General features: G+C 66.6%; 16 protein-coding genes, 2 tRNA genes and 1 pseudogene. 7 read left to right on the top strand and 12 right to left on the bottom strand.

What is annotated here, in order from left to right; genetic code table 11:
- Positions 1-236: 236 nt before the first annotated feature.
- Complete coding sequence (locus tag AO398_RS02005) at positions 237-668, bottom strand: hypothetical protein (RefSeq protein WP_243960479.1); 432 nt, start codon at positions 666-668, stop codon at positions 237-239.
- Positions 669-1,160: 492 nt separating this feature from the next.
- Positions 1,161-1,236: transfer RNA gene (locus AO398_RS02000), tRNA-Asn, on the bottom strand.
- 854 nt (positions 1,237-2,090) lie between these two features.
- Here AO398_RS02000 and AO398_RS01995 point away from each other — a divergent pair.
- Both AO398_RS01995 and AO398_RS29265 read left to right on the top strand, forming a co-directional pair.
- Positions 2,091-3,770: a HAMP domain-containing methyl-accepting chemotaxis protein gene (locus tag AO398_RS01995; protein ID WP_058190321.1), complete on the top strand. Its 1,680-nt coding sequence runs from the start codon at positions 2,091-2,093 to the stop codon at positions 3,768-3,770.
- Between the two features lie 620 nt (positions 3,771-4,390).
- Positions 4,391-4,510 (top strand): annotated as a pseudogene (locus tag AO398_RS29265) (chemotaxis protein); the annotation flags it as partial.
- Positions 4,511-4,766: 256 nt separating this feature from the next.
- On the opposite strand, the gene AO398_RS01990 reads toward AO398_RS29265, so the two are convergent.
- The 3 genes from AO398_RS01990 to rocF all read right to left on the bottom strand — a co-directional run bounded on the left by AO398_RS01990 (position 4,767) and on the right by rocF (position 6,831).
- Positions 4,767-4,840: transfer RNA gene (locus AO398_RS01990), tRNA-Cys, on the bottom strand.
- 165 nt (positions 4,841-5,005) lie between these two features.
- Positions 5,006-5,866, bottom strand: coding sequence for an urease accessory protein UreD (locus tag AO398_RS01985; protein WP_058190320.1), 861 nt, complete (start codon positions 5,864-5,866; stop codon positions 5,006-5,008).
- Positions 5,863-6,831, bottom strand: a complete 969-nt coding sequence (gene rocF / locus AO398_RS01980; RefSeq protein WP_058190319.1) for an arginase — start codon at positions 6,829-6,831, stop codon at positions 5,863-5,865. The genes AO398_RS01985 and rocF overlap by 4 nt, the downstream gene beginning before the upstream one ends.
- A gap of 442 nt (positions 6,832-7,273) precedes the next feature.
- On the opposite strand from rocF, the gene AO398_RS01975 reads away from it, so the two are divergent.
- Entirely contained in the window at positions 7,274-9,421 is a 2,148-nt protein-coding gene (locus tag AO398_RS01975; protein ID WP_058190318.1) for a methyl-accepting chemotaxis protein, read from the top strand.
- 31 nt (positions 9,422-9,452) lie between these two features.
- Here AO398_RS01975 and AO398_RS01970 read toward each other — a convergent pair whose 3' ends face one another.
- Both AO398_RS01970 and AO398_RS01965 read right to left on the bottom strand, forming a co-directional pair.
- The gene (locus AO398_RS01970; RefSeq protein ID WP_058190317.1) at positions 9,453-10,862 is read right to left on the bottom strand and encodes an ATP-binding protein; all 1,410 of its coding nucleotides are present in this window, start codon (positions 10,860-10,862) and stop codon (positions 9,453-9,455) included.
- Entirely contained in the window at positions 10,859-11,614 is a 756-nt protein-coding gene (locus tag AO398_RS01965; RefSeq protein WP_201025695.1) for a response regulator, read from the bottom strand. The genes AO398_RS01970 and AO398_RS01965 overlap by 4 nt, the downstream gene beginning before the upstream one ends.
- A gap of 115 nt (positions 11,615-11,729) precedes the next feature.
- Between AO398_RS01965 and AO398_RS01960 the strand changes: the two genes are divergently transcribed.
- Together AO398_RS01960 and AO398_RS01955 are read left to right on the top strand one after the other, a co-directional pair.
- Positions 11,730-12,971 (top strand): acyl-CoA dehydrogenase family protein, encoded by a 1,242-nt coding sequence (locus AO398_RS01960; protein ID WP_058190316.1) that lies wholly within the window; start codon positions 11,730-11,732, stop codon positions 12,969-12,971.
- A gap of 118 nt (positions 12,972-13,089) precedes the next feature.
- Positions 13,090-14,946 (top strand): glycoside hydrolase family 15 protein, encoded by a 1,857-nt coding sequence (locus AO398_RS01955; protein WP_058190315.1) that lies wholly within the window; start codon positions 13,090-13,092, stop codon positions 14,944-14,946.
- 22 nt (positions 14,947-14,968) lie between these two features.
- Here AO398_RS01955 and AO398_RS01950 read toward each other — a convergent pair whose 3' ends face one another.
- From AO398_RS01950 to AO398_RS01935, 4 genes are all read right to left on the bottom strand, one after another.
- A complete protein-coding gene (locus tag AO398_RS01950; RefSeq protein ID WP_058190314.1) occupies positions 14,969-16,513 on the bottom strand; it encodes a DUF2336 domain-containing protein in 1,545 nt (514 codons plus the stop codon).
- A complete protein-coding gene (locus AO398_RS01945; protein WP_058190313.1) occupies positions 16,510-17,598 on the bottom strand; it encodes a hypothetical protein in 1,089 nt (362 codons plus the stop codon). Before AO398_RS01945 ends, AO398_RS01950 begins: the two co-directional genes overlap by 4 nt.
- Positions 17,599-17,688: 90 nt before the next feature.
- Positions 17,689-18,318, bottom strand: coding sequence for a flavin reductase family protein (locus AO398_RS01940; protein ID WP_058190312.1), 630 nt, complete (start codon positions 18,316-18,318; stop codon positions 17,689-17,691).
- Positions 18,319-18,344: 26 nt separating this feature from the next.
- Complete coding sequence (locus AO398_RS01935) at positions 18,345-18,908, bottom strand: nitroreductase (protein ID WP_058190311.1); 564 nt, start codon at positions 18,906-18,908, stop codon at positions 18,345-18,347.
- A gap of 136 nt (positions 18,909-19,044) precedes the next feature.
- Here AO398_RS01935 and AO398_RS01930 point away from each other — a divergent pair, with 136 nt between their 5' ends.
- Positions 19,045-19,971, top strand: a complete 927-nt coding sequence (locus AO398_RS01930; RefSeq protein ID WP_082643088.1) for a hypothetical protein — start codon at positions 19,045-19,047, stop codon at positions 19,969-19,971.
- Positions 19,972-19,980: 9 nt separating this feature from the next.
- Here AO398_RS01930 and AO398_RS01925 read toward each other — a convergent pair whose 3' ends face one another.
- Complete coding sequence (locus AO398_RS01925; RefSeq protein ID WP_058190589.1) at positions 19,981-20,808, bottom strand: DMT family transporter; 828 nt, start codon at positions 20,806-20,808, stop codon at positions 19,981-19,983.
- A gap of 327 nt (positions 20,809-21,135) precedes the next feature.
- Between AO398_RS01925 and AO398_RS01920 the strand changes: the two genes are divergently transcribed.
- Positions 21,136-21,534 (top strand): PRC-barrel domain-containing protein, encoded by a 399-nt coding sequence (locus AO398_RS01920; RefSeq protein WP_058190588.1) that lies wholly within the window; start codon positions 21,136-21,138, stop codon positions 21,532-21,534.
- Positions 21,535-22,705: the final 1,171 nt, after the last annotated feature.

The raw sequence follows: 22,705 nt of genomic DNA, 5'->3' as shown, positions 1-22,705 counted from the left end.
CGGTGTCAGGACATTACCAGAAGATAGGGCGGTGATCGGCGAAAGTGTATTCGTTATTCTCACGCCTGCGCGAGCATCGGGGACCGCCAGCGAATGCTGTGCGTCAACTCGTTCTGAGCGGAGGATCATTGGCCGTCGGCGCGGCAGGCGGCGAGGGAAATCGCACGGTGAGACCGGTATCGGTCCGGCAGCGGCCCTAGCAGAGTGCGCAATACCACTCCGTCCTGCTTGAAATTCTAGTCCTCTTCGGGCGGATCTTCGAACTCGGCACCCTCCGTATCCGGCGCGATACGGAACCGGTACTCATCGATAGCTAGGAATGCCTTGTGCACCGTCTGCGGATCGAGGCCGTCGCGGACCACGATCGTCTGGAAATCGATGAACAGGCGGGCAATTCGCGCCTCCTCCGATAAGCTGGCCAATGCCGAGGAACTTGCTCCGGCGCGCATCACGTAGCTTTTCGACACGCTGGCCTCGTCGGGCACCGGCAGAACCACGATCTGCCCGGCCGTCTCCGGTCTTAGCTCCGCCCATCGGGCGGGCGTCCACGCAATGATGGCTTCGATCTGCTTCATCGGTACCTCCAGCCGCTCGGGGTATTCCGATAAGCAGCATTTGCCGAAGGGGTCACCGGGTAGCAGGTGAAATTGTTGCGGCATGTCGGCCATGCCAGGGGCCGCATCGGCATCCGCCGCGCAGCACAAGTGCGGCTCGAAGGTGTGCTCTTAAGCATAGGTTGGCGGCGCTGGCGTCCTCGGGGGCGTGATCGATGAAATCTCGCGGAGGGTGATGCCAGGCACATGCAGGCCTGAAGCATTTCGATAGGCCGGTCTGCAGCATGACCGCGTAGGCGGCAGTCCGTCGTCCGCGCTACGGAAAAGGACGGTTGTGGCGACCATTACACAGCGACGTCGGAGACCACTCAGATCTGTGGTCATCCAGCTTTATGCGGCAGGTAGCTTACACGGCAGCCGGCGTTGCACTGCACCTGTGATCCCTCACCGGAGCAGCATAGCTCATTCGTGGCCAGGCAATTCCAGTATGACTGACCCACGCGATACCAACACGCAGAGGACGTCTGAGAACAGCATCATGGAGGTCGACCGCAACGCCGATCTCGAAGCGGCTCGACGGCAGTGATCGCGATGTTCAGACGTTGATGGCTCCCCGAGCAGGACTCGAACCTGCGACAAGGCGATTAACAGTCGCCTGCTCTACCAACTGAGCTATCGGGGATCACGAGCGGGTCTCTACACACCAGGTTTGTGGGACGCAAGCCCCCGAATGACGCGATCGCCCCACTTTGTGAGAGGCCCCCTCTGTGAGCCACCCCGATTGGGTCGTTTGCCGGCGTCTAAGCGATATCGGTGTTGCTAATATGCAACGCAGGAACCAGGCGGCGGAGAGCCGACACGGTCAAAAGAGGTCTGACGCGCCGATTCGGGTCCGACTGCGCTGAGTCATCTCGCCGTCATGGGAGGCGCTTAAGGCTCGGCTCGTCGTCGGCGTCGCGAAAGGCGGTGCCGTCGAAGAGCCGATTCGCGTCAGTTTCGATCCGAAGGGTCTGCCGCCCGTGCCCGCCATCCATGGCGCGGTTCCCGAACGACCTGACACGGCCGCTCGCGTCGATCGGTCCCCTCTGTGGGAACTGCTGATCACCTGGACCTAGTTGCCCTACCTCGAGAGGCTTGATGATGACGCGGGATACCAGCGGGCACCGTAGGGTGTCCCCGTTCGACCGCGGGAGCCGCATGCCCGACTATATCGGCCTGTCGTTGATCGCGTTCCTGATCGTCGGCTTCGCGATGCGCGTAATCCTTGCACAGGCTACTTGATCCGCCTCGATCGCGGAATGCGTGGCACGGTTACCCTTTGAAGATATGATCTTCCTGGCGGGACGTTGCGATAAGAAAAATTTGTCGTCGTCGAATTTGAAATCGAGGCATTCCGATCGTCGTCATGTCCGTCGGTAAAGCTATAAAACCAGAATTACAGATCACGCGTTTTTGCCAAATATATCAAAATTTTGATCAAATCTCGCTGCGAGTGCACTCTACCTTTCGACCCTAACGGAATCTGGTCCCCTCCACATGCGTATTTCTCTCGGCTTCAAGCTGGCGGCGGTCGTTGGCCTGTTGGGCTTCGTCGCGGTCGGCATCTCAGCCTTTGCCGTCCGACAATCGCTGTGGGAGCAGGAGCGTGCCGCCGCGACGGACAAGATCTGGAATGCCGGTCTCCAGGCCGGTGCCCTTGGCCAAGCGATCGAGCACGCGGTTGTGCAGGCCACAGCGCTCTACACCGCCGAGGACACCACGGCGGCGCGTACCCGGCTCTCCGCGCTCCACGATGCACTGACCGCCGTCGAGCAAGTTCGGGGGCCATTCCTGGAGGCGATGGAGGACCAGCTGCCGCCGGATCGGCGTCGTCGATTCGACCTCTTCGTGAAGGAGTTCATCGCCTACCAGAACGACACGGCTGAGCTCGGTCTGACCATCTCGCCGAAGGCTGCCCTGATCCAGGCCACCGACGAGGCGACAGTGAAGAACCGTGAGCACATGATCGCGGAGATCGGCCTGCTGGGCCGCGAGGTTCTGGCGCGCCTCAATCAGCGGCGTGCAGCCGATGCCGCGGATCGCCGCCAGGCCCAGTGGGCGCTCATTGCGGTGCCGGCCGTGGCGCTCGCCTTCGGGCTGCTGGCGGCGATCTGGATCATCCTCACGCAAGTCCGGCGACCGCTCGACCGTCTCAAAAACAACATGACGGCACTGGCTTCCAACGATCTTGGCCGGACAATTCCATTCACCCATCGTCGCGACGAGATCGGCGAAATGGCGGGCTCGATCGCGGCCTTTCAGGCAGCGCTGATCGAGAAGGGGCGCCTCGACGCCGAAGCGCAGGCTCGCCGCGACCGCGATCGCATCCGGGCCGAGCAGCTAGCCGACGCGACCAAGGCCTTCGAGAGCGAGACGCATCGCGCGGTGACGGATCTCGCCGGCTCTGCCGAATCCATGCAGGACGCAGCTGCGACACTCACCGGGACGGCCAGTGACATGGTGGCCCGGGCTTCCGTCGTGGCAGGTGCTTCGAGCCAAACCGCCGACATCGTCGATAGCGTCGCCAGCGCAGCCGAGGAGTTCGCAGCCTCCGCCCGGGAGATCGAGGGGCGCGTCCGGCACACAAGCGAGATCGCTGCGACAGCCCTCAACGATACGAAGCAGCTGGAATTCACCGTCTCGAGCCTGTCGCAAGCAGCCGCCGAGATCGACGCCGTGGTCACTTTGATCCGCACGGTGGCCGAGCAGACCAACCTGCTGGCCCTCAATGCCACCATCGAGGCCGCGCGGGCCGGGGTCGCGGGGCGCGGTTTCGCCGTGGTCGCGGCGGAGGTGAAGGCGTTAGCTAGCCAAACGGCTCTCGCCACTGATCGCATCACCGGGCAAGTCGGTTCGATCCAGGGAGCTGCCTCCAACACGGTCGACGCGATCACCTCGATCGGCGAGACCATCGCCCGGATGAGCCTCATCGCGTCCGAGGTCGCCCAGGCGGCGCATCAGCAGGGCGCCGCGAGCCAGGAGATCGCCCGTGCCATCGCGGATGCGGCGGCGGATTCCCACAAGGTTTCGGAGAGCGTCGGAGGCGTGCGGGCCGCTGCAACTTCCAATGAGGCGCAGGCCGAGCAGGTACGAGGCAGCGCGTCCCGGGTCAGTGCTGGGACGCGGACCCTGCAGCAAGCGATCGAGACCTTTCTGGGCCAAGTGCACGCCGCCTGAGCGAACACCGCGCACCGTTGCTGGTTTCGCCCCACCCTGGTCCCAAGCGAACGAAGCTTCGGCGCAATCCGGATCAAGGACGAAATACGTGCGCAGGGAAACGCGCCGTTACTGTCGCCGTTACACCGCCGCTCCTCGGCGCGGCGCAAAAGTCGGCCTGGATCCATAATCGCCGTCGTCGTCGTCAGGTGAACGGGACATGGGCGAGCCGCTTTCCGATTGCGGCTGCACGTCCATCGCGCGAGGCTTGTGTGCATGGATCAGCGACAAGAGCCCGAGCCAAACGCGTTGCCCGCGGCGATCTGAGCCTTCGAAAGTTAGATGCGCCGAACGGTAAGGGATCTCGCCGCTTCGATGGAGGTCATGCAGATCTCAGCCGACGCAGTGTCGGGTCGCGTAGGCCAGATGCCCGCGTCAGTCGCCGTCACTGTGGCGGCAGCCTATGAGACTGCTGGCCTCGTCAACGCTGCCAGCACCGACGAAAAGCTGTCGGTCGCGGCTCCAGGAATTTATCGCCCGGCCCCCACGTGAGGGAGGTCGTCTCAACGGCACTCTCCGACGCAAAGGGGTTGGTGGCACCGGTGGAGACCCCGTCGCAAGTCGCCGATGCGGCTCAGACCGTGATCGGGCTGATCCGTGCGGTGGCGTCGCAGACGAAGATGCTCGCCTTATCAGAGACAATCGAGGCGGTGCGAGCCGTGGTGGCAGCCGAGGTGAAGGGTTTGGCGGCCCAGACCGCGCATAGGATGGGCTGCGTCGCGTCACAGCAGAGCGACCCAGGCGACCGCCGCCGCCACGATCGAGGAGCATGTCCCAAAAAGCGCCTTGTCTGTGAAATTCGGCACAGACAGCCCGCGCCGGGCGATCGTTGAGGCGACTGTCCTGGGCCGTTGCTGTGCATGCAGCCAGACATTCTCAGGCCGCGCCACCTCTGGACATCGCGCCACAAGTGACAGCGAGCGGATGAAAACGGCGCTCTGATAAAGAAGGAGACAGTGGAGGCCTCGCCCGGAATCGAACCGGGGTGCAAGGATTTGCAGTCCTCTGCGTAACCACTCCGCCACGAGGCCCCTCGTCGCGACGCCGCGGCGTCGCCCATGGAGCCTGGCGGCCGGCTCCGGGTGGGCGTCTCTAGCAGAGGTCGGTGGCGGCAGGCAACGGCTGTGATGCGGCTTCTGCGCGAGAATATGCTGCTGGGTGGAGCGGCGCTCTCGGCCGGTACGGCACAGACGGCGTCAGCTCTGCCAGACCCGAGGCATCGGCCGATCACGATAGCTGGCTAGCACGCGTGCGATGAGGCTGCGCAGGGGGCCGACCGCATCCGACAGGGCGCGGATAACGAGATGACCGTTCCAGGCACTCACGGCCACCTCGATTGCCGGCACGGCGGCCTCTTCCAGGAGGGCCCGGGCTTCCTCCACGCGAGCCTCGGCGCCTTCTGAAACGTCGAGCAGAATCGCGCACGCCCGGGCGCCGCCGCCGACCGCCGGTCGAGCGAGCAGATCGGAGATCGAGCCGTTCAGGCAAAGGCTATCGGCGTAGACGAGCCGGCCGGCCCGGCGCACGCGCCAGGCATCCGCGAATAGCCCCGCGGTGATCCGCTCGCCTCTGGCGGCACGGCCGAAGGCAACGATCTCGACGGCAAGCAGGGCGGCGCCGTCCGCAAGGTCGGCTTCAAAACGTCGTCGCACCCGGGCGCGGTCGAACAGGATCGTTTCCTGCGGCAGCCATGCAAGCCGAGTCCCCTTTGCCAGGACGACGCGATTCTCAATCCGGCTTACCGGCCCGTCCGAGCGGTAGATTTTCTCCGCCGCCGTGGTGGTAAGCACCACGTCAGCACCTGGTTCAAGATTTAATGCAATTGTGAAAGTATCGCCGCACGCGACTCCCCCAGCGGTGTTGACGAGGACCGCCTCCAGCCCCCCCTCCCCACGAGGAAAACGCAGACGCGACGGGCCGGATTCGGCGAGATCGAGGATCCGGGTACAACCGGTGCCGCCGAACAGCCCCGCGCGGAGATGAACACGACCCTCCGAGCGCTGCCGAAGTGACGCCTCAGACGGACCTGAAGCTTCCTGAGAGCCAGCCAGTATCATCGGCGGCCGGCCTGGTCGGGCGACACCGCTTCGATCGCGAGCGTTGGCCGGTCTAGGATGCGTCGACCGAAGAGGCTCGCCACCAGCTCGACCAACACCCGGGCACTGCGTCCGCGATCGTCGAGGAACGGGTTTAGTTCGACTACGTCAAGCGACCGGACGAGGCCGGAATCGTGTAGCATCTCCATGATGAGATGCGCTTCGCGGAAGGTCGCGCCGCCCGGGACGGTGGTTCCGACTCCAGGCGCGATCGACGGATCGAGGAAATCCACATCAAGGCTGACATGCAGATGGGCGCCGTCCCGCGCGACGCGGTCAAGCACCCGCCGCAGGGGCGCGACGACGCCGAATTCATCGATGGTCCGCATATCGGTGACGCCGACCCGGCGGGCTGTAACCAGGGCACGCTCGCCGGCATCAATCGAGCGCAGTCCGAAGAGATGGACGTTCTCCGGCGGCAGCGGGGCTGGCACCGGATCGGCGAACAGGCTCGGGAAGCCCGGCTCCCCGCAGAGCGCTGCGAGCGGCATGCCGTGGACATTGCCCGAAGGTGAGGTGTCGGGAGTGTTGAAGTCGGCATGCGCGTCGAGCCAGAGCACGAACAGCGGGCGGCCTTCGCGCGCGCAATGGCGCATTGCCCCGTCCACAGAGCCGAGTGACAGGCTGTGGTCGCCGCCTGCGGCGAGCGGCACTGCCCCCGCCCCGAGAGCGGCCTCGACCGAACGCGACAGGGCGCGGGTCCAGGCCGCGACAGCCGGCAGTCCCCGCCCATCGGCCGGTCCGTCAGACACGACATCGCCGTGATCGCCCAGCGCGTGGCCGAGATCGGACAGGGTGCGGACGAGTCCCGCTGTGCGCAGGGCCGCCGGTCCCATCAACGCGCCGGGCTCGCTGGTGCCGACTTCGATCGGTGCCCCGATCAGCGCGATCCGGGACGCACCCTCTCCCCTCGCCTCGTTTGTCATCCGGGCCCCATTCCTCAGTAAAGGTGGTTCCGTCCAGCCGGAACTCTAAGCGGACTGATGGCGGCGGGCCACCAATCGGCGACCCCAATTTCCGGCAGCAAGCGCCGGACCAGGCCGCCACCGGTCGAGCAACGTCGCTGAGCGTAAGGGGCGCAGCGGCCGGCAATCCGATCGCCCGGGGTGAAGACAGAGCCGACTCTACGGTAGGCAATCCTCATCAAACACTGGTCTTCAAAGGCCACGTCCATCTTGGTCTGGAATTTCTCAAGTGGAATTGGTTCGCTGCATTCTCTATTACTTGAGAGGCCGCGAATGATCTTGAGTCCGGATAAATTGATCTCTGTGCTCGAAAATTCCTATCCTGGCCTGCGTTTACGGAATCTTCGTGGAGCTTCCCTAGAGTCCTGCCAGTTGCTGAGTTGGAAGACGTGTTAGGACTGCCATGGTGATGTTTTCGCGGCTGAGTTCGCGCCTGCCGGCGATGACGATCGGGTTGGCGCTGCTTAGCGCTACCGCGATGGGCGGCTTCAGCTGGTATTCGGCCAGGTCTGGTTTGATCGATGCGGCGAACGAGCGCCTGCAACTCGCCGCGGTCGCCCGCCGCGATGGGATCGAATTGGTGGCCGACCGGATGCAGGCCGACTTCCTCGCTGCGGCGGCGCATCCGCAGATCGTCTCGAACTTCCCGGATCTGATCGATAACCTCGACCCGGCCAAGCCGGATACGACTGCGGTGGTCGAAGCGTTCCAGGCGCCGCAGACCGTCGAGGCGCGGGTCGCCCTGGATGGGAGCGGCATGTACGGGCGCCGGCACGTCAAGGTCCAGGAAGTCGCGCGCAAGCTCGTCACCCAGGCCGGCTATGCCGATCTGCTGTTTCTCGATGACAATGGCCGCATCGTCTACACGACCACCAAGGGGGGGGACTTCGGCAAGTCGGTTGCAGATGATGGCTTGAAGGGTACTCCGCTCGCCCGCTTGGTCGAGCGCCTGAAATCCGCCGACCCGAGTGCGGTCCTGTTTGAGGACTTCGCCGCCTATCCGGTGGATGGCGTGCCGGCGGCCTTCATTGGCCGAGCTATGACCAAACGGGCGAACGTCGCCATGGGTACGGCACAGGCGTCGGAGCGGATCGGCTTCATCGCCATGCGGGTGACGCCGACGCTGTTCGATCAGGCGCTGTCCAAGCGGACCGGCCTCGGTGAGACCGGTCAGATCCTGGCCGCCGGTGCCGATGGGCGGCTGCGCAGCAACCCGCCGTTGAATACGGGCGTGAAGGCCGGCGACGGCGTAGCGCCCCTCGGGATCGAGGCGGACCGCCTGAAGGACGGCGGCAGCTTCGAATTCCCGTCGGCGGATGGCCCGCACATGGCCGCGGCCTCCTCGGTCAGCGTTCTCGGAGCGCCCTGGACCGTGGTGGCGGAGCAATCGCAGGCCGAGGCGATCGACGCCGTACGGGCACTCTCCCGCACGCTGGTCATGATCGGGCTCTGTGTCCTGGCTGGAACTGCGGTGCTCGGCCTGTTGCTGGCGCGCTCGATCGTGTCACCGCTCAGCGCTCTGACCCGCGCCCTCAAGGCGCTAGCCGCCCGCGAGGCGCTTACCGATGTTCCGGGCAGCCGGCGCCGAGATGAGATCGGCGACATCGCCCGCGCCGTAGTCACGATTCGCGACGTGTCTCTTGAAGAGGCAGCGCAGCAACTCCAGACCACGGAGGCAGCGCAGCTGCGCGAGGAGCAGGCCCGCCGTACCATGCTGCAGGGGCTGGCCGACGATTTCGAGCGGTCGGTCGGCGGTATCGTGCAGGGGCTGACACGGGGGGTCGAGGCCTTGCAAGGCGCGTCCGGCACCATGCGGATCGCCGTCGCCGGCACCTCTGAGCGGTCGACCAGCGTCGCCAGTGCCGCACGCCAGACCGCGGACAATGTCGATGCCGTCGCCGCGGCCGCAGAAGAGCTCGGTGCCACCGTGCAGGAGATCGGACGTCAGGTCGAGCAGGCGGCCGGGATGTCAGCCACCGCCGTCGATGAGGCCAAGCGGGCCGAGGGCACGATGGCGGATCTCGCCGCTGCTGCCACCCGCATCGGTGACGTGGTCGGCATGGTCTCGACCATCGCTGGTCAGACCAACCTGCTCGCGCTGAACGCCACGATCGAAGCAGCCCGTGCCGGCGAGGCGGGCCGCGGTTTTGCCGTGGTTGCGGCCGAGGTGAAGGAGCTCGCGACCCAGACCAGTCGCGCTACGGAAGAGATCGGCCGGCAGGTTGCGTCGATCCAGGCAGTGACCGGCGGCGTCTCTGTGGCAATCCAGGGGATCGTCTCGCAGATCGAAGCCATGAACCACGTTTCCACCAGCATCTCGGCTGCTGTCGAAGAGCAGGGCGTCACCACGCAGGACATCGTTCGCAGCATGGGGCAGGCCTCGACCGGCACCAGCGGCATGACCTCCGACATCGCCGAGGTTGCTCGGGTCGCGAACGATGCCGGCCAGGCCGCCTCCTCGGTGGCGCAAGCCTCGGACGATCTTGCCGCCCAATCTGAGCAGCTTCGTGCCGAGGTGTCGCAGTTCCTGCAGAACGTCCGGGCGGCCTGAGCCTTCTAGCAACTTTGCAACCCGGGCGGTCTCAGGCCGCCCGGGCGGGCAGTGGCGTTTGTTGAACCGTCCGGCCTGCGTAAGCCTGCGCGGCCAAGGGCAATTCGATCGCGGCGCAGAGGCCGCCTCCCTCGCTCCGGTTCTGCAGGATCAGCCGGCCGTTATGCGCTTCTACGATCGCCAGCACGATCGAGAGGCCGAGGCCGAAGCCGCTGGCCTCATTGAGGTTGCGGGCGCGGTCCCCGCGCACGAAGGGTTGCAGCATCGCGTCTCGCTCGGCGTCCGGAATGCCGGGCCCTTGATCGAGGATACAGATCCGGATGCCTTGCTCGGAGGCCTCCATGTGGACTTCGGCCCGGCCACCATACTTGACGGCATTGTCTACCAGGTTCGTGATCGCCCGCTGCAGTTCCTCCGGACGGCCCTGCACGAGGACATGACGGCTCCGCCCGACGCTCACCGCCGCGCCGACATCCGAGAAGTCGTCGCAGACCGTTTGAACGACAGAGGCCAGGTCCACGAGGCTGAAGCTACCGGCATCGCGGGTCTGCCCATCCCGCACGAAGGACAGAGCGGCTTCGACCAAGCCATTCATCTGGTCGAGGTCGCGCAGGCCGGCGACGCGGGCGTGTTCGTCCTCAATAAATTCTGCCCTCAGGCGCAGGCGCGTGATCGGCGTGCGCAGATCGTGGCTGATGGCCGCCAGCATCTGGGTTCTGTCGTCGATCAGGCGACGGACGCGTGCCCGCATCCGGTCGAGCGCCCGGGAGACGGCGAGCACTTCCCGGGGGCCGGCCTCCGGCAGGGCGACGTGGTCGTCTCTCGTGCCGAACGCCTCGGCGGCGCCGGCGAGCCGTGCGAGCGGCGCCGTCAACGCCCGGGTCGCCCAGACGCAGAGCAGCGCCAGAGTCAGGGCCATGAAGACGACGGTGAAGATCAGGGGACCCTGTCGGGGCGGATGCAGCGGATCGTTCAGCAGCCATGCCTGGAGGTTGGCGCCCGCCGGCATGGCGATGCCGACATGGATCCGGTCGTCGGACCGCGCTTCGGCGGGATCGCTCACGGAGAGGTCGGTGATCGTGACCGGCCGACCGGCCCCGTTGCGCAGGCGGCGGATCACCGGCAAGTCCGGCGCCGGTTTGGCATCCGGCGGCACCGTCCCGTCCCAGGCCTCGATGCGGACCAGCGGCAGGCTTCGGCCGCTCGCCAGCAGCGCCGGCCGCGCGGCCGGATCTGCGGCGTCGAGGAGCCGCGCCAGCGTGCCGAGTCGGCTTGCCGCGACGCCGGGCAACTCGTCCGGGTTGGGCGGCTCGTGCAGGATCAGGAACGCCGCTGTAGCGACCATATGGGCCACCGCGATTCCGGCCACGACCAGGAGAGCGATCTGGCCCGCGATGCTCTGCGGGCGCAGTCGGGCGCGCAGGCGCTGAAACGCGGTCATGACCGGGTTACTTCGGGGGTGAACAGGTAGCCGCCCGAGCGGATCGTGCGGATGAATTCGGGGTTGCGCGTGTCCCGCTCGATCTTCTGGCGGATGCGCGAGATCAGCACGTCGATGCTGCGCTCGAACGGCCCGGCCGAGCGACCCTGGGTGAGATCGAGGAGCTGGTCGCGCGACAGCACCCGCCCCGGCCGGAGGCAGAGTGCGTGGAGCAGATCGAATTCCGCCCCCGTGACAGCGATCCGGGCCCCCTCCGGCGATAGAACCTGGCGGAGCGATACGTCGAGCGTCCAGCCGGCGAAATGCAGGCGGCGGCGCTCGTCCGTATCCGGCGCCTCGGCGGCGACCCGGCGCAGGATCGCGCGGATCCGGGCCAGGAGTTCTCGCGGGTTGAACGGTTTGGCCAGGTAATCATCGGCGCCCAGTTCGAGCCCGAGGATGCGGTCGACCTCTTCGGATTTGGCGGTGAGCATCAGGATCGGGATCTGCGAGGAGGCGCGCAGCCGCCGGCACAGGCTTAGGCCGTCCTCGCCAGGAAGCATCAGGTCGAGCACGATCAGGTCGATCCGGGACTCGGCCAGCGCCCGGTCCATCTCCGCGCCATCGCCCGCCAGTGTCACGCGACACTCGTTGCCACGCAGGTAGCGAGCGACCAGGGCTGAAATCTCCCGGTCGTCCTCAACGACGAGGATGTGGGGTGTGGTGGGTGCGTTCATCGCGATAGAATCGGCGAGCGGATCAGCGAGCGTCATCAGGTTATTATGCGCCGAAGCAGCCGTTATTCGAAGATGCGAGCGGGAACCATTTTGTAAGCGCGTGTTTCCAGCACAGCCATACGTGTGGCGGCGACTGGATTGCGGGGAGACCATGACAACCACGGCAAAGCCGGATCCGATCGCTCCGAAGCCTCCCGGACTCGCTTCTCCGTGGCACAACCCAGCCCGCGTCGCGCTCCAGGCCGAGGCGCGCAGGTTCGCCCGCGACACGGTACTGCCGCTCGCCGACGACCTCGATCCGCAGAAGGCCGAGATGCCCCGGACGTTGATCGACGCCATGGCCGAGAAGGGCTGGTTCGGCATCACGATCCCGGAGGCACAGGGTGGCCTTGGCCTCGGGGTATTCGAATACTGCCTCGTCTCGGAAGAATTGGCCCGGGCCTGGTTGTCGGTCGGCAGCATCCTGGCCCGCGGTCAGGGCCTGGGCACCCAGACCCTCGACCCTGAGCGCCGGGCTGCCTTGCTGCGACGCTCGGCCCGGGGGGCCTGGATCGGCTCGATCTCGCTGTCCGAACCCAATGCCGGGTCGGACCTCGCCGGCGTACAGACACGGGCGGTGCGAGACGGCGATGAATGGGTGCTCACCGGCACCAAGCGCTGGGCCGGCTTCGCCAAGGGTGCCGACTTCATTGAGGTTCTGGCCCGCACCCGCGATCCGGAGCCCGGCGAGTCGCGCTCGACTGGGCTGGAGCCATTCTTGGTCGTGAAGGACCGCGACAGCTTCCCATCCGGCATCACCGGCCGGGTAATCGACAAGATCGGCTATCACGGTTTCCAGACGTTTGAGCTCGTCCTCGACGGGGTGCGCGTGCCAGAGCGCGATCGACTCACCGGCCTCTACGGCGACCAAGGCGCCGATGCAGATTCCGGCGGCTTCGCATCGGTTCAGCGCGGGCTGAACATCGCCCGGGTCCACACAGCGGCCCGGGCCGTTGGCGTGGCGCGTGCGGCGGTGGAGGATACCCAGGCCTACCTGCAGGAGCGCGTCCAGTTCGGCCACCCGATCGGCGACTTTCAGGCCCTGCGCTTCACGCTGGCCGACATGGCTGCCGACGTCGCCCAGGCGCGGGCGTTCTGGCATCAGGTGGCCCATTTGCTCGACCAGGGCGAGCCGGCCGAAAGTGAATCCGCCATGGTGAAGCTCCTGGCCACCGAGATGGCCGTGCGCGTCACAAACCAGGCGATGCAGCTCCACGGCGGCAATGGCTACACCACCGAGCGGCGGGTCGAGCGCTACTGGCGGGATGCGCGTCTGACCACGATCTTCGAGGGGACGAGCGAGATCCAGCGACGGATCATCAGCGACCGAATGCTGCCCCGACCCAGCGCATAATCGTTCGTTGTGGCGTGCGGCGAATCGTCGAGCCGGACTCCCCGCCTCGTCCGGCCCGGCTACCTCACCGGCATCTCATTGCGCCGCACCATCGGCGCGAACGCCATTCGGAAACGTCGTGTCAAAGCCCATCAGCGATTACGCCCTCGTCGGCGACACCCATTCCTGTGCGCTGATCGCCCGGGACGGCTCGATCGACTGGCTGTGCTGGCCGCGTCACGACTCGCCGGCGCTCTTTCTGAAGCTTCTTGACGACGACAAGGGCGGCTCATGCAGCTTGGTCTTCGAGAAGCTCGAGGGCACCGCCCGGCGCTACGTGCCCGACACCAACATTCTGGAGACGACCTTCACCACTGCCACCGGGCGCGCCCGGCTGCTCGACCTGATGCCGGTCAATCCGCCGAGCCCCGAGCCCGACGAGGGTCCCGACGGCGAGGGCGAGAGCCGGTTGATACGGCTGCTCACTTGCGAGAGCGGGCAGATCACTGGGCGGTTCGTGGTCCGCCCGACCTTCGATTACGCGCGCCGCCCCTGCACGCCGATCGTCGAGGGACGGTCCGTCCTGTTCGAGGCCGGGGATTGCCGTCTGCGCGTCAACGCCTTCCCACAGCCGGCGCTGGTGGGCGACGAGGCCGAGATCCGGTTCAGCCTGGCAGCAGGCGAGACGGCCTACCTGGTCCTGACCCACGGTGAGGACAACGAGGACGCCTGCATCGAAGATTACGCCGGGGCGCAGAGCCGCTTGGAGTCCACCACAGAGTACTGGCGCCGGTGGAGCGCCCGCAGTTCTTATCGCGGCGCCTACCGGGATGCGGTGATGCGCTCGGCCCTGTGCCTCAAGCTTCTGACCTACTCGCCGACGGGCGGCATCGTGGCGGCGGCCACTGCCGGACTTCCGGAGGCGGTCCCTGGAGACCGCAATTACGATTACCGCTTCACCTGGATGCGCGACGCCGCCTTCACGGTCACCGCCTTCGTGATGCTCGGCTATGTCCGCGAGGCCGCGGAGTTCCTGCGATTCCTGCGCGAGCGGGACGGCTCCTACGGCCGGGACACAAAGCTGATGTACGGCATCACCGATGGCATGCCCTCCGAGGAGGTGCTCGATCATCTTGACGGTTGGCACGGCGTCGGCCCGGTCGTGATCGGCAATCTGGCCGAGGCTCAGGACCAGCACGACATCTACGGCGAATTGTTGCGGGCTCTCTGTGTGTTCCTGGAGGCCGTCGATTACGACCCGCCCGAGAAGGTCAACGACCGCCTGCCCGAGGTTCTCGACAACCTCACCGCCCGGGCGATCCGCCACCGGCATGACGCCGATAATGGCATTTGGGAATTGCGGACCGGGCCGCGTCAGCAGGTCCACACCAAGGCGATGATTTGGGTGGCGCTGACCGACGCCGCCCGGATCGGCCGTAACATCACGGGCGTCTCCGCTGATAAGATTGCAGACTGGGAGCGGATCGCCGCCGAGGTGCAGGCCGAGTATCTCGACAAGGGGTGGAGCCCGGAAAAGCAGGCCTATACCGGCGCGTACGAGTCGCACCATCTCGATGCGGCCGTGCTTCGTGTCGCCCTCTTCGGCGCGCTGGATCCGTCCGATCCGCGCACCCGCTCGACACTAGCGGCGATCGAGCGCGAGCTCGGCGACGGGGACCTGCTTTATCGCTACCGCATGGATGACGGGCTGAAGGGCGACGAGGGCACCTTCACCGCCTGCGCGTTCTGGCGGGTCGGCTGCCTCGCCCTCGACGGGCGCACCCGCGAGGCCAAAGCCGCCTTCGAGCGGCTGATCGCCCGGGGCAACGATGTCGGCTTGTTCGCCGAAGAGATCGATGCAGCGACCGGCGAGCAGCGTGGAAATGTACCCCAGGGCTTCTCGCACATGGCACTGATCAACGCGGCCCTGCGGCTTGAGGACAGCATCGGGCGGTTCGGTTTGGCCGATGCGGTCGCGCAGCGCGCGGCTGAATAGGCGGAGCGCAGCGTCGCTAGGGTCAGGCCGCGATCCGAATACCTTCGTTCGATCCGGTATCCGCCGAGCCGCGGCTGGCCCGGAAATGTTCCAGCAGATCGGCGCCGAGCCCGTCGAGGACCTCCTGCATGGCGACCTGGACCTCGGGATCCTCTTCCTGAGGCTCCGTACGGTACCAGGCCAGGATCTGCTCGGGCAGGGCATCCAAGATCGCGCTCACCGGGTTGGTCGGTTCGGCCATCACCGGTTCGACTGCCGAATCCGCAACGACCTTTGGCTCGATCATTACCGGATCGGGCGTTTCGCTCGGCGCCATCGCGACGACTTGGACGGTATCCTGAGATGCATTGAAAGTCTTACACCGTTGGCTGTTCAGCGCGGCCCGCCAAGCGGCATCGGCAGCCTCTGCGTCGCGGCGGGCCGCCTCTCGAGCTGTTGCCTCGGCCGCGATGGCGAGGGCAACTTCCCGAGCCTCGTCGCGGGCGGCCTCAGTCTCGTAGCGGGTCAGCAGGGCGACCACAGCATGCATCTCCGGCGCCGGCAGATCGGTGCAAGCGTCGATGGCAGACTCGATCACCCGACGCGACAACCCAGCCCCGTGGAACCCGATCCGCCCATCGACGGTCTGCCGCGCGACCAACGCCGCTTGCATCGCCGGCAACAGCGCATCCGGCAGCCCGGCCTTCCGGTGCAATTCGGCAAAGGAGCGGGGATCCCGCATGGCCCGGGCGATCCCGACATGATCCTGGCCCGACAGGTCGGCGAGTGCTGCCTGCACGAAGTCGGTCCGGCCCGAGAGCACGGCCCGCAGGATTAGGCCGGCGGTGAGCTGATGGGTCGTGCGCAGATGCGTCACCAGGCGTGCCACCCCGGCGGCACCGGATCCATCACAGGTTTCCAACGCCACGCGCTCGCTCGCCTCACGGCGCATCCGGTCGCAACGCTCAGTGCCGAGCCAGCCCCGCGCGGTGACGAACATCGACAAGGCTTCGGCCACCGCGAGGCCGATGGCGTAGCGCACTTCGGGTGGCAGATCGGACCGCCGGAGCAACGCTTCACGAAGAGCGGCTTCTCCGCCGCGGCGCTCGATCATGCGCAGCATCCGGCCGGCGGTGATCTTCGCCGTGGGGTTCCCGGCGAGCACCACCAGGGTATCCAGCTCGCCAATCTCGGCCAAAGCCCCCGAGACGGAATGCGAGAGATGATGGCGGGCGGCGATCACCGCCCGTGTGGTCTCGTCGCCCAACGCCGCGGCATCGACCAGATCCGCATCGGTCAGCACTGGGGAGCGCGCCAGGACCAAGCGCGCCACCTCGGGCACGTCGCAGGACAGGGCGACAACCAGGGGCCGGGGCGTCCGCGCGGAGGCCGCACAGGTCTCGGCGAGCGCCCGACGGACCACCGGTGACGGGTCGTCCAGCAGCGACAGTAGCGCGGTCTTGGCTTCCCAGGCCTCATCGGCGGAGAGGTCGCCGTAGAGGTACGCCCGCGCCAGCGCCGTGGTGGCCTCGGCCCTGCTTCCGGCCGAGGCGTTCTGGGTCCAGGCCAGGAATTCGCGGATGATCATGGGCCGCTCCGGGGGGCGAACAGGTTGGTCCTGATGCCGGGGGTGGATCCCGCGCCGGCGAGTTCGGTCGGGCGGCGGGGCGGCAGCGGCGGGTTGACGAGGGCGGCACCGGCTGGGGTCGGTGCCGGTTCGGCGAGAGCGGCGGTGGTCGTCGGCTCGATGGCGGCGACGCTCTGCGGGGCCTCGGCGTCCGAACGCGGGAAATAGGTCGGCGGGGCGTGCTGGTTCGGCGGCGCCGCATTGCGGGCTTGCCATAGGCGCGCCGTCGCGTCGGATGCCGGCCCGCGCTGGTCGGTCTGGAACAGGCTGCGCAGGTCCGCGGTACCGCCGAACGCCGTGGCGGTGCTGGCATAGGCCGTGGCCGCCTGGGTCGCCGGGGCGCCGTCCTGGCGCAAGGCGGTCAGGTCCGTGGCGGCGGCGCCCTGCGCGGCGGCCGAGAGGCTGGCATAGAGTTCGGCGGCGCTGCGGGGCCGGCCGGTCCGGTCGTAGAACAGCCCCCGGTTGGCGGCGGCCGCCTCCGGCAGATCGAGGGCGGCGGCGCGGGCCGGGAAGGCGCGGGCGGTCGAGATCAGCGCGGCCGCGCCCTTCGCCCCCAGGACATGCGCCGCGTAGAGGTCGCCCGAGGTGGGCTCGCGCCCGAGCGCCACGGCGAGCGCATCGGAATTCTGCTGCGTCAGGGCGCCGGCCAGCGTCGCGGAGATCTTCGGATCGCGCCGCAGGTCGAGGATCGCCTGGCGCTGGTCGGGATTCGGAACGGTGTAGGTCCCGTCCGACTGCCGGGTGATCGCGTCCGCATGCGCCTGGAGGCCGAGCTTCGGCCCGGCATTCTTCATCACCCCGAGCCAGGTCTGCTCGATGAACTGGAACAAGCCGGTGGCCGAGGACGGCTTGGCCTTCGCGGCGGGGTCGAGGGCAGATTCGCGCCGGGCCGTCGCCAGGAGGTAGTCGAAGCCGGCGCCACTCGCCATCGCGCCGTCGCGGATCGCCTGGACCACCGGCCCGGAGGCGGCCGAGCCCGCCGCCGCCCGCGCCTGGGCGGGCGGGCTGCTCTCCGGTGGGCTGGACGGTGTGGTGAACAGGAACATCCGGGCGCGCACGGGGTCTGAGGACACCGAGAACTTGCGCTGCTTATGGTAAACAACTCCTCAATCGAAGCTGCACTGCGGGATCCGGCTTCAGGACCCGGTGAACTCGGCGGCGCCCTTCGGCCGGCGCATCTGGAACCTGTTGTCTGCAGTGGCGCGGAAGTAATCGAAATAGCCGCCGCGCAGGATCGGATGCATCGCCGCCGTGTCGACCATGCCGTCCGAGACGAATTGCTCGTCGACGTAGATCGACACCACCTGCCCGATCACCAGGAAGTTCTCGGCTTCGCCGCCACCGAGCGGCACCAGCGGGACGGTCTGTAGCCACCGGCATTCGAGGGCGGCGGGCGAAGCTGCGACCCGAGGCGGGCGCACCTTCTGCGAGGGGGCGGTCTCCAGCTTGGCGAAGGCGAACTCGCTCTCGCCGCGCGGCAGCGGCGCCGAGGAATCGTTCATTCCGTCGCGCAGATCCCAGGTCGCTAGGCTGCAGACGAACTCGGCCCCCTCTTCCGCGAAGGTCATGGCGTCCTTCCGGCCCGAGGACGAGAACGCCACCATGTTGTCCGCCACCGCATTGAAGAACGAGTAGGGCGCGAGGTTGAGCTTGCCCTCCCGGCTCATGGCGCTGATCCAGCCGATGGGCCGCGGCGCCACGATCGCCTTCAGGGGGCTGTGCGGCAGGGTGCGCGCCTCGCGCGGGACATCAAGATCGTAATGCACGGGTGCGCCTTCTGAGACCAATCAGATCAGAAATAGGTCACGATCTCGGAAAGACTCGGCCGTGGCCGATCGGACGGCACCTCGCGCGCCCGACCGATATGCACGAAGCCGGCGAGCTTCTCGGACGGCGCGAGGCCCAGCGCGTCCAGCACCCGGCGATCGTAGGCGTACCACTCCGTCAGCCAGGACGTGGCGAAGCCGGAGGCGTTGGCCGCGATCACCAGGTTCATCGTGGCGGCACCCACCGAGAGCAGCTGCTCCCATTCGGGGATCTTCACATGTGGCCCGACGCGGGAAACCACCGCGACGGAGACCGGTGCATGCATCAGGCGGCCGCGCTCCTGGGCCAATCGCTCGGGGGGCGCCTCGGGATTGTCAGCCGCGAACGTCGCCGCAATGGTCTCGCCGACCCGCTCCCGGGCCGTATCCGCGATAACGATGAAGCGCCAGGGCGCCAGCTTGCCGTGATCGGGCACCCGGGAGGCGACGGTCAGGATCGTCTCGAGTTGGGTTTGGTCCGGCCCAGGGCCGTCGAGCAACAGGGGCGGCACCGAGCGGCGCGTCGTCAAGAGGTCGAGGGTGGCGTTCATGCGTCCTGTCCCGCCGGGAAATCGGGCCCCGGATGTGGCATGCAGGGCCCGCTGGTGGAAGAGCATGCGGCCTTGCCGCCGCCATGGTCCGAAGGCACAGGCGGGCACCAACTGAGGCTTGATGAGGATTCGACCGATGCGCGTGAGGCTTGCAGCGATGGCGGTGGCAATCCTCTTGCCGGCCCATCTCCTGCCGGCGAACGTGCCGGCGCAGCAGGGCGTGTTTCAGAACCGCCTCGGCGATCCCCTGCCCTCCCCATCGATCACCAGCCCGACTCTGCCGCCCAGCATGCCACCGGCTGAGCCGGAGGCCCAGCTCTCCCTGTCGGCACTCCTGTCTGGGGCGGGCGTGCCCCTGCGCCAGGGATTGGCTTGGCGGATCTACGAGGATCGTGGTGACGGCACCCGGCCATCGATCGTGGGCCGTTCCACCGAAGCAGAGCCAAGTTTTACCCTCCCCCCGGGCGCCTACGTGGCAACCGTGACTTACGGCTTCGCAAGCGCCTCGAAACGGATCGTGATGGGCGGTCAACCCGCCACTGACACACTCCGGGTCGCGGCCGGCGCCTTGAAGCTCGCAGGCGCCGTCGGTGACCAGAAGATTCCGCCCGCCCAGGTCTCGTTCTCGGTGTTCGTGCCGGTGGGGACCAATTCCGAGGGCCGCCTCGTTCGGTCAGGCATCAAGGCGGGCGAGATCCTGCGCCTGCCAGAAGGTACGTATCACGTCGTCTCGACCTACGGGGAGTCCAACGCAATCCAGCGCGCTGATCTGCGCGTCGAGAACGGCAAGGTAACCGAGGCCACTCTCAATCACCGTGCCGCGACCGTCACGCTGAAGCTCGTGGAGGCGCCCGGGGCCGAGGCCTATGCGGGCACTGCCTTCTCGGTCCTAACGCCCGGCGGCGATACGATTCGCGAGGCGATCGGCGCCTTCCCGCAAGTAACTTTGGCTGAGGGCGACTATGTCCTGATCGCCCGCCACGATGGCCAAGTGTACACGCGCGAGTTCAAGGTTGAGAGCGGGCTTGACCGGGATATCGAGGTGGTGGCGAAGGCTGGCTGAACGCTCAACTTACGCCAAGCGTCGCGCCAGGGCGACGCAAGCGGCGACGAGAATGGCCGCGGCGATCATTGCGGGTTCGATCCGCTCGCCGAGCACCAGGGCGGCGATCCCCAGCCCCAGGAACGGCTGCAGCAGCTGGAGCTGGCCGATTGCCGCGATGCCGCCCCGAGCGAGCGCCCGGTACCAGAACACGAATCCGATCAGCATGCTGAACAGCGCGACATAGCCAAGGCCGGCCCAGGCCGGGAGCGGGATCGATTCGGGATTGGCGGGGCTCAGCACGAGCGCCAATGGCAGGGAGAGCGGCAGCGACAGGACGGTCGCCCAGGCGATCACCTGCCAGCCGCCGAGCCTCCGCGCCAGGATTCCGCCCTCGGCGTAGCCGAGCCCGCAGACTAGGATCGCCGCAAGCATGAAGGCATCCCCCGGCCCGGGCGGTCCGTCAAGCCCGCGGGCGGCGAAGCCCACCGTCACGAGCGCGCCCAGCACCGACAGGACCCAGAAGGCTGCCGATGGACGCTCCCCCGAGCGCAAGGCGCCAAACAGCGCCGTCGAGAGCGGCAGCAAGCCGACGAAGACGGTGCCGTGGGCCGCGCTAACGGTTCGGAGCGCCAGCGCGGTCAGGACCGGAAACCCCACCACGACGCCGCTGGCCACGATGGCGAGCGCGCCGGCGTCGCTGCCGCGCGGCCACTTTTCCCGCATGATCAACAGCGCGGCCGCACCTGCCAGCCCTGCTAACGCTGCACGCGCTGCGCTGAGGAACAGCGCATCCATACCGGTGAGGGCCAGGCGAGTCGCAACCAATGAGGCGCTGAAGATCGCGACGCCGATCATTCCGTCGATCCAAGCGCCCGTCTGACGGAAGATCGCGACCGTATCGGTCGCATGCTCCGGCAATGCCGCTGAAACCTTCGCTCGTTTCATCACGCCCGCACTCGAACCGCATCACTGGGACATGCGTTCGTGAATCGCTCCTGGCCAGGGACGGTATGGGCTCAGTCCGGCCGAACTGTCCCGGCCGTCGGGCGGTACAATCGCGACTGCTCGCGGATGTCCAAAGTCAATTTCATGTTCCGCGCATTAACATTTCTGCGAGGTGTCGGAACGATGGACGTCGATGCGTCATTCATCCGCGCCCATCCCGGGCCGCCGGAGATCTCGATGCGTCGCCTCATCCTCGCTACTCTCGCCGTAACCGCCCTTGCCGGGCCTGCCCTCGCTGCCAACGACACGCCTCCGACAGTCGCCCCCAAGTTCGAAAGTGTGCCGCAGGACGCGGTGCTGAGTTACAACCTGATCGGCCTCAACATCACCGACGCGGCGAACAACACTGTCGGCGAAATCAAGGATCTGGCGATCGTCCACGATAAGCTGGTTGGATACATCATCTCTGTCGGCGGCTTCCTCGGCATGGGCGAGCACTACGTCGCCGTCTCGCCTTCCTCCGTGGCCCTCGGCTATGATGCCGACGCCAAGAAGTGGAAAGCCATCATCGGCGCAACTAAAGATCAGCTGAAGTCCGCGCCGGAGTTCAAGTACGACGGTAAGTTCAAGCGCTAATCGACTTAGAATGGGGCTGTCGAAGACCGACCATAACCTCCGACGGCAGCCCCGACTTTGCGTTTTTGAAATTCGGCGAACGAGAGCCGCGGCGACAAGCTGTCTTATTTCGACAGGACGTGACACATAAGATTGCTTGTCCAACGCTTTCCGTGCGCAGCTGACCCATCTTTTATCAATACGCGACCGACCGACTTCTGCCGCATCGGTTGATACTGAACGCGGACGCGTGCAATGGCAGCTACATCCCCGTCGGCGCCGTAACGACAGCAGGCGTCATGGCAATACTCGGTCCCCCCGCAGAGCCTCCCACGCCATTTGCTTCACGAGCGCGTCGCGTTTCGCCTGGCGGAGAATGATGCGCGCCGCCGCGCGGGCGTTGGCAGCGCGTAGGTCAGCTTGGGGGCCGCCATCGCGTAGCACGCGCCAAGCGAGGGCGCGAAACCATTTGATGTTCGCGAGCGCAGCTGCTCGACGGCTCATCGGGCCCCCGACATCGAGCGGCTTCTCTATTGATGCAGCGGCCATCGGCTCAATCCTGAACTGCACTTCGCCGGCTGTCTACGAATGACACAAGAAATGGCGATACCACCCCGTCTCGGCAATAGTGGTGCCGAACGCGGGTTTTAGAAAACGACACAGCCCAGGCGATAATGCCGGACTCCTCGCCGAGCCCGCATTTCGCCGCGCTTGGGATAGCATTCACAGCAGGCACCGGTTTGCCTCAAGCACGCCGAAGGGGTGCGTTTGTGGGCGAACACGGCGGCTGGAACTGCGATTCACTCAACGGCTATCAAATGATCTTTGTCCCGTTTTAGTACTGCAAGCCCGCTGGCATAACTCTGGACGTCGTCACCGGCTTCGTAAACGCAGACAAACGGGCCCGCGGTCGGCTGGACGGGCTGGTGATTGCTGCTTACACCGGTCTGCTCTTCGCTGACGATGCCGGCAGCACGGTATTGGGCGTGACCGGATCGGGTGCGGGATCACATATGGGCTCGCCGACGCTCATCCCTTGACCGGTATGACGGCGGCCGGACCGCTTGAGACTGAATCAGGATCTAAGTCGAGAGGGCTGTGCCGTAACGGTACCGGCTCGTTTATTGACCGTGACCAGCGACGAAACGCGTCACGCTCGAGACCGCCGGGCCCCGGTCACGGCCAATCCGTA

Origin of the sequence: Methylobacterium sp. GXS13 (genome assembly GCF_001455965.1) — a bacterium.
Classification (GTDB): Bacteria; Pseudomonadota; Alphaproteobacteria; order Rhizobiales; family Beijerinckiaceae; genus Methylobacterium.
This window is presented reverse-complemented; position numbering and strand designations above follow the sequence as displayed.

Bases quoted from the DNA above. Each gene is read 5' to 3' on its own strand.
- AO398_RS02005 (WP_243960479.1), bottom strand. From the start codon at position 668: ATGGCCGACATGCCGCAACAATTTCACCTGCTACCCGGTGACCCCTTC.
- AO398_RS01995 (WP_058190321.1), top strand. From the start codon at position 2,091: ATGCGTATTTCTCTCGGCTTCAAGCTGGCGGCGGTCGTTGGCCTGTTG.
- AO398_RS01985 (WP_058190320.1), bottom strand. From the start codon at position 5,866: ATGATACTGGCTGGCTCTCAGGAAGCTTCAGGTCCGTCTGAGGCGTCA.
- rocF (WP_058190319.1), bottom strand. From the start codon at position 6,831: ATGACAAACGAGGCGAGGGGAGAGGGTGCGTCCCGGATCGCGCTGATC.
- AO398_RS01975 (WP_058190318.1), top strand. From the start codon at position 7,274: ATGGTGATGTTTTCGCGGCTGAGTTCGCGCCTGCCGGCGATGACGATC.
- AO398_RS01970 (WP_058190317.1), bottom strand. From the start codon at position 10,862: ATGACCGCGTTTCAGCGCCTGCGCGCCCGACTGCGCCCGCAGAGCATC.
- AO398_RS01965 (WP_201025695.1), bottom strand. From the start codon at position 11,614: ATGACGCTCGCTGATCCGCTCGCCGATTCTATCGCGATGAACGCACCC.
- AO398_RS01960 (WP_058190316.1), top strand. From the start codon at position 11,730: ATGACAACCACGGCAAAGCCGGATCCGATCGCTCCGAAGCCTCCCGGA.
- AO398_RS01950 (WP_058190314.1), bottom strand. From the start codon at position 16,513: ATGATCATCCGCGAATTCCTGGCCTGGACCCAGAACGCCTCGGCCGGA.
- AO398_RS01945 (WP_058190313.1), bottom strand. From the start codon at position 17,598: ATGTTCCTGTTCACCACACCGTCCAGCCCACCGGAGAGCAGCCCGCCC.
- AO398_RS01935 (WP_058190311.1), bottom strand. From the start codon at position 18,908: ATGAACGCCACCCTCGACCTCTTGACGACGCGCCGCTCGGTGCCGCCC.
- AO398_RS01930 (WP_082643088.1), top strand. From the start codon at position 19,045: ATGCGCGTGAGGCTTGCAGCGATGGCGGTGGCAATCCTCTTGCCGGCC.
- AO398_RS01925 (WP_058190589.1), bottom strand. From the start codon at position 20,808: ATGATCGGCGTCGCGATCTTCAGCGCCTCATTGGTTGCGACTCGCCTG.
- AO398_RS01920 (WP_058190588.1), top strand. From the start codon at position 21,136: ATGCGTCGCCTCATCCTCGCTACTCTCGCCGTAACCGCCCTTGCCGGG.